Origin of the sequence: Streptomyces cinereospinus, assembly GCF_042430725.1 — a bacterium.
In the GTDB taxonomy this organism is placed as follows: Bacteria; Actinomycetota; Actinomycetes; order Streptomycetales; family Streptomycetaceae; genus Streptomyces; species Streptomyces cinereospinus.
Genome location: NZ_JBHMCY010000021.1, coordinates 93644 through 99652, shown reverse-complemented (window position 1 = coordinate 99652; position 6009 = coordinate 93644). Strand labels below are relative to the sequence as shown.

The following is a 6009-nucleotide window of genomic DNA, read 5'->3' as shown; positions in this document are numbered from 1 at the left end:
CGCCGGCCCCGGCCTCGCCCTGGTGATCCTCGCCCCACGCGACGACGTCGCGGTGCACGCCCCCGCCCCCGAGACCGCCGAGCCCTTGATCACGTCCGGTACGCCCCACCTGTACGCCGGGGTCGTCGAGGGCACCGGCGTGGTCGGCCCCTTCGTCCTGCCGGGCGAGACGGGCTGCGCCCGCTGTCTGCACGAGGACCGCACCGACCGGGATCCGACATGGCCCCGTCTGGTCGCCCAGTGGCGTTCGGGCCGGCAGCGCCACGTCCGCCCATGCGACGTGACGTTGGCCACCACCGTCGCCGGCCTGGCGGCCGCGCACGCCCTCGCCTTTCTCGACGGCCGCCGCCCCACCAGCACGGGAGCCCGCTGGGAGGTGTCCGTACCGGCTCTCCAGTGGCACACGCGACCGCTCTGGGCCCACCCGGCCTGCCCCTGCGGGGCGGCCGGGAGGGGTACGGACCAAGCCAAGGGCGAACGCCCCTCCGAAGACGGGAAGGCACACGAGACAATGGCGGTGGAACGGTCGTCAACGGAGGTACGCCGTCGGGCAGGCGCGGCGCGCCCGGCTGGGACTTGGAGGGCGCATGTCTGATCTTCCCCGCAAGGCGGTCACCCGGACCGCCAAGCTCGCCGCGCTGCCGCTCGGCTTCGCCGGCCGGGCGACCTGGGGCCTGGGCAAGCGGATCGTCGGCGAGTCCGCGGAGCTCGTCGGCCGCGAACTGCAGCAGCGCACCGCGGAGCAGCTCTTCAAGGTGCTCGGCGAGCTCAAGGGCGGCGCGATGAAGTTCGGGCAGGCCCTGTCCGTCTTCGAGTCGGCCCTGCCCGAGGAGATCGCCGGGCCCTACCGGGCGGCCCTGACCAAGCTCCAGGAAGCGGCGCCGCCGATGCCGACGCGTACCGTGCACACGGTGCTCGCGGAGCAGCTCGGCGAGGACTGGCGGGAGCTTTTCCTGGAGTTCGAGGAGAAGCCGTCCGCGGCCGCCTCGATCGGCCAGGTGCACCGCGGGGTGTGGCACGACGGCCGTGAGGTCGCGATCAAGGTGCAGTACCCGGGGGCGGGCGAGGCCCTGCTCTCCGACCTCAATCAACTCAGCCGCTTCTCACGCCTGTTGGGGCCGCTGATCCCCGGCATGGACATCAAGCCGTTGATCATGGAGCTGAAGGACCGCGTCTCGGAGGAACTGGACTACGGGCTGGAGGCGCAGGCCCAGCAGGAGCACGCCGAGGAGTTCGCGGGCGACCCGGACTTCGTGGTGCCCGCCGTGGTCCACCAGTGCGACCAGGTGCTGATCACCGAGTGGATCGAGGGCATCCCGCTCTCGGAGATCATCGCGGACGGCACCGAGGAACAGCGCGACCGGGCCGGCCAGCTCCTCGCCCGTTTCCTCTTCTCCGGCCCCGCCCGCACGGGCCTGCTGCACGCCGATCCGCACCCCGGCAACTTCCGCCTGCTGCCCGGCGGCCCGGCCGGCGAGGACGACTGGCGCCTGGGTGTTCTGGACTTCGGCACGGTCGACCGCCTCCCGGGCGGCCTGCCGGCCCCCATCGGCGACTCGCTGCGCATGACCCTGGACGGCGAGGCGCAGGCCGTCTACGACCTGCTCTGCGCCGAGGGATTCGTCAAGGAGTCCATCGAGCTGGACCCCGACGCCGTCCTCGACTACCTCCTGCCGATCATCGAACCGGCCCTCGTCGAGGAGTTCACCTTCACCCGCGGCTGGATACGCAGCCAGGCGGCCCGCGTGGCGGACATCCGCTCCCCCGCCTACCAGCTCGGCAAGCAGCTCAACCTTCCCCCGGCGTACCTGCTGATCCACCGAGTGACCCTCAGCACGATCGGCGTCCTGTGCCAGCTGAACGCCACGGTCCGCCTCCGCGACGAGCTGGAGGAGTGGCTGCCGGGGTTCGCGGAGGGCGAGTTCGAGGAGGAGATCGAGGAGGAGGGGGACGCGGCGGCCGAGGCGTGACGTCGGGCCGTCCGGCGGTGAGTCACCGAGGGCGAGCCGTCTTCACTCCCCCTGTAACGCGGCGCGGGGGCCGGTCCGACCGGACCGGCCCCCGCGGCACAGGCTCGCTTCTCCGGGTCAGGAGGCCACCGCTTCGAGTGCGGCGCTCACTGCATGACGGCCATGGCCAGCGCCCGGCGGGCGCGCCGCGAGGCGCGCTCGGCTCGGCGCTGCATCCGGCGGGCGGCCACCAGGCTCATGGCCCGGCGCTCCTGCCGCGCCTCCTGCATCCGGTCGTGCATATGTGCACGAGCCAGGGCTTCTGGGATGAGTTGCATCTCTCGGGTCCTGTTCTGACGCGAGTCGTTCGCGCCGGTGGTGGTGACGTCTGAGGTCGCGGAGCCGGTGGGCTCATTGGTGGACGGCTTCATCGGGGCCTGCTTCTGGGGGTCGTGCGTGAGGGGACGGTCGATCGTTCCTGCGGTCTTCATGCCGTGACCGGGTTCTTGCGCGGGCGGCCACGCGGCCGCTTCCGGGCGACGACGACACCCTGGACGAACAGCTCGCCACCCCAGACACCCCAGGGCTCACGCCGCTCCTTGGCGCCGGCGAGGCAGGCCTCGATCAGCGGGCAGGTGCGGCAGAGGGACTTGGCGTACTCCACGTCCGCGGGCGACTCGGCGAAGAAGACCTCCGGGTCGTAGGAACGGCACGGGACGGGTACGCCGAGGTTCTCGATGGCGTCGTCGAGCGCGGTGAGCGCGGTGAGCGGGGTGAGCGGGGTCAAGGCGGAGTCCTCTGTGAGGCCGGGCGGGGGGAGAGTTCGCGAAGGCGGTACGGACGGGGCGTGCGCTTCGAGTTGCACGGTGTTGTCTTCCTCGTCTGGTCGTTCCGGTCCGGTCGGACCGGGTGGCGGCTGGTACCGGGTTCTTCCCTTGTCCCGAGGCCCCTTCGCTCTGCCGTCCCGTTCGGGACAAACAGAAGGGCCGCGGATCCCGGATGGGGTTCCGCGGCCCTGAAGGCGCCGGCCTGACTGCCGATCAGGCTGGATCACTCCAGGGTTCTGGCCCACGGAAGGCCCACATCAGGTGGTGCTGCGTCGTCTGCTTCCGGAATCCGGCACCGGTCGCCGTAAAGGCATAGGCATGGGCCTGTGCCTTTACTGCCGCTTCCAGTGCCTGGGTCGGTCGCTCATCGCGCTCGCGGACGGGAAGGGCCGCGAGAGACAGGAGGGACGCCGGACGGACGGCACGAATGCCGGACAGACCGGTGCCCGGGTTGGAGACGCCGAGCATGCACACGGAAGCGACCGAGCGATCGGTCAATTTGACGATGCTGGTGGTGCTCTTCTTGATGCTGATCACTGGACTCGCCTCCTCTCGGCGTCTCGGGGGACTGGATGAACCAGTCCTGCGGATATGCAAGTACAGCACGGATTCAGGGCCTCCGAGAAGGCCGCTGTTCCCGTGCCTAAGAACCTATGGGGATCGCCGGGGCATGCGCAAACTATTTTTTCGACGAGTTGGCATCAGTCCCCACCGTCCCCTTCCTCGGGCACCTGGCCTGCGCAGATGGCCAGAACGTCGGCTCCGTGGCGGTTGAGCTTGCGCATGCCGACCCCGGGGATCCGTGCCAGCTCTCCCTCGTCCTCCGGGGCGGCTTCGGCGATCGCCATCAGCGTCTTGTCGGTGAAGACGCAGAAGGCGGGCTGACCGCTGCGCCGGGCTTGCGCCGCGCGCCAGTCCCGCAACCGCTCGTACAGCCCCTCGTCCATGTCGGAGGGGCAGTCCTCACAGCGCATCAGTTTCAGCTCGCCGGCGTCGGTGAGCGTGCGTCCGCAGACCCGGCAGCGCGCCGGGGCACGCTGCGTCCGTCTGGCCACCGCGGGACCACCCGTGCCGGTGGCTGCGCGGGCGTGCCCGCGCTCGACGCCGCCGGCGGCTCCCGCACCGGTGCGGCCGGCGACCGCGGCGGAGCCGGGGCGCAGCCCGTCGAGGAAGCGGCTGGGCCGGCGGTTCGGGCGGCCGCCGGGTGAGCGGGCCAGCGCCCAGGAGACGTGCAGGTGCGCGCGCGCCCGGGTGACGCCGACGTACAGGAGGCGGCGTTCCTCCTCGATCTGTTCGTCCGTTCGGGCGTAAGTGATCGGCATCATGCCCTCGGCGACGCCGACGAGGAACACGACGTCCCATTCCAGTCCCTTCGCCGAGTGCAGGGAGGCAAGGGTGACGCCCTGCACGGTCGGGGCGTGCTGGGCGTTGGCCCGCTCGTCGAGCTCCGCGACGAGGTCGGCGAGGGTGGCCCGGGGCTGCGCGGCGGCGAAGTCCTGGGCGAGGCTGACGAGCGCGGCCAGGGACTCCCAGCGCTCTCGGGCGGCACCGGAGCCGGCCGGGGGCGTGGTCGTCCAGCCCTCCCCCGACAGCACCGCCCGGACTTGGGAGGGCAGGTCGACGGCCTCGTCGAGGAGGGCGTCGTTGCCGCCGAAGCGGGCGGCCCCGCGCAGGGCGACGCCTGCCTTGCGCACCTCGGGCCGGTCGAAGAACCGCTCGGCGCCGCGCAGCTGGTAGGGGATCCCGGCGTCGGCGAGGGCCTGCTCGTAGGTCTCGGACTGGGCGTTGGTACGGAACAGGACGGCGATCTCGCTGGCCTGGATGCCGGAGTCGAGGAGCTCACGGATGCGGCGGGCGGCGCCCTCGGCCTCGGCGGGTTCGTCGGTGTACTCGGCGTAGGCGGGCTCGGGGCCCGCGGGACGTTGGGAGACCAGTTCCAGCCGGTGGTCGGCGGCGCGGCCGCGGGCCTGGGCGAGCAGTCCGTTGGCGAGATGGACGACCTGGGGCGTGGAGCGGTAGTCGCGGACGAGTCTGACGACGGTGGCGCCGGGGTGGCGGGTGCGGAAGTCCAGAAGGTAGTCGGGGGTTGCTCCGGTGAACGAGTAGATCGTCTGGCTGGCGTCACCGACCACGCACAGGTTGTCCCGGTCGCCGAGCCAGAGGTCCAGCAGGCGCTGCTGCAGCGGGCTGACGTCCTGGTACTCGTCGACCACGAAGTGCTGGTACTGGGCGCGCACCTGGTCGGCGATGTCGTGCCGGTCCTGGAGGACGGCGACCGTCAGCAGCAGGACGTCCTCGAAGTCGATCACCGCGCGGTCGCGCTTGAGGTCCTCGTAGGCGGCGTAGATCTGGGCGATCTCGGCCTGGTGGCGGGGCGCCTCGCGGCCGGCCTTCGCGGCTGCGAGCGCGTAGTCGGAGGGGACGGTCTGGGTGACCTTGGACCACTCGATCTCGCCGGTGACGTCCCGCAGCTCGCCCCGGTCGAGGCGGATCCGGCAGGCGGCGGCCGCGTCGGCGACGAGCTGGACCTTGCGGTCGACCAGCCGGGGCAGGGAACCGCCGACGGCTTTCGGCCAGAAGTACTGGAGCTGGCGCAGGGCCGCCGAGTGGAACGTGCGGGCCTGGACCCCGGCGGCCCCGAGCTGGCGGAGGCGGCCGCGCATCTCGCCCGCGGCCCGGTTGGTGAAGGTGACGGCGAGCACGCTGGAGGGCTGCAGGATCCCGGCGCGCACGCCGTAGGCGATCCGGTGCGTGATCGCCCGGGTCTTGCCGGTGCCGGCGCCTGCCAGCACGCACACCGGACCGTGCAGCGCGGTGGCGACCTCACGCTGCTCGGGGTCGAGCCCTTCGAGCACCGCGTCGGCCGAGTCCGGTACCCGCGGGAAAAGGGTGGAGTGCGTTGCTGCTGTCACACGGCCATGCTGCCAGGTCGCCGGAGACGGGTGAGCCGGTTGTCCACAGGCGGGGCCTCGCAGTCTTATTAATGCGGCGGAGGTCACGCCTTCATGTGGTGGAGGTCATGTCTTCATGCGGCGGAGGTCACGCCTTCATGCGGTGGAGGTCATGTCTTGTGGAGGTTTTCATGTCGCGGAGGTCGCTTCCTGACGCGGCGGACGTCACGTCCTGGGACGGCGACAGCCGCACGCCCCCTGCATACCCCCGCCGGGAATGGCACCGGCGTCACGTACGTTCCCTCACTGCGACCACTTCCCCGACCCGCCGAAGGAGCGCGA

The 6009-nt window shown here is 71.6% G+C and carries 6 protein-coding genes; 2 read left to right on the top strand and 4 right to left on the bottom strand.

All coding sequences use genetic code 11. The features are described from left to right. Both ACFF45_RS13845 and ACFF45_RS13840 read left to right on the top strand, forming a co-directional pair. Positions 1-595, top strand: a 595-nt coding sequence (locus ACFF45_RS13845) for a TOMM precursor leader peptide-binding protein (RefSeq protein WP_381346111.1), incomplete at its 5' end; no start/stop codon positions are given. Next, positions 588-1970: an ABC1 kinase family protein gene (locus ACFF45_RS13840; protein WP_381346109.1), complete on the top strand. Its 1383-nt coding sequence runs from the start codon at positions 588-590 to the stop codon at positions 1968-1970. The genes ACFF45_RS13845 and ACFF45_RS13840, both read left to right, overlap by 8 nt. Before the next feature lie 146 nt (positions 1971-2116). Here the strand turns inward: ACFF45_RS13840 and ACFF45_RS13835 are convergent, their stop codons facing one another. From ACFF45_RS13835 to ACFF45_RS13820, 4 genes are all read right to left on the bottom strand, one after another. Then, positions 2117-2440 carry a putative WhiB-interacting protein gene (locus ACFF45_RS13835; RefSeq protein WP_381346108.1) on the bottom strand — a complete coding sequence of 108 codons (324 nt, stop codon included), beginning with the start codon at positions 2438-2440 and terminating at the stop codon, positions 2117-2119. After that, positions 2437-2814, bottom strand: coding sequence for a WhiB family transcriptional regulator (locus tag ACFF45_RS13830; protein ID WP_381346107.1), 378 nt, complete (start codon positions 2812-2814; stop codon positions 2437-2439). Before ACFF45_RS13830 ends, ACFF45_RS13835 begins: the two co-directional genes overlap by 4 nt. A gap of 175 nt (positions 2815-2989) precedes the next feature. Continuing rightward, on the bottom strand, positions 2990-3313 hold the full coding sequence (locus ACFF45_RS13825; RefSeq protein ID WP_381346106.1) for a hypothetical protein: 324 nt from the start codon (positions 3311-3313) through the stop codon (positions 2990-2992). Positions 3314-3477: 164 nt separating this feature from the next. Beyond that, a complete protein-coding gene (locus ACFF45_RS13820) occupies positions 3478-5688 on the bottom strand; it encodes an ATP-dependent DNA helicase UvrD2 (protein ID WP_381346105.1) in 2211 nt (736 codons plus the stop codon). Between the last annotated feature and the right edge of the window lie 321 nt (positions 5689-6009).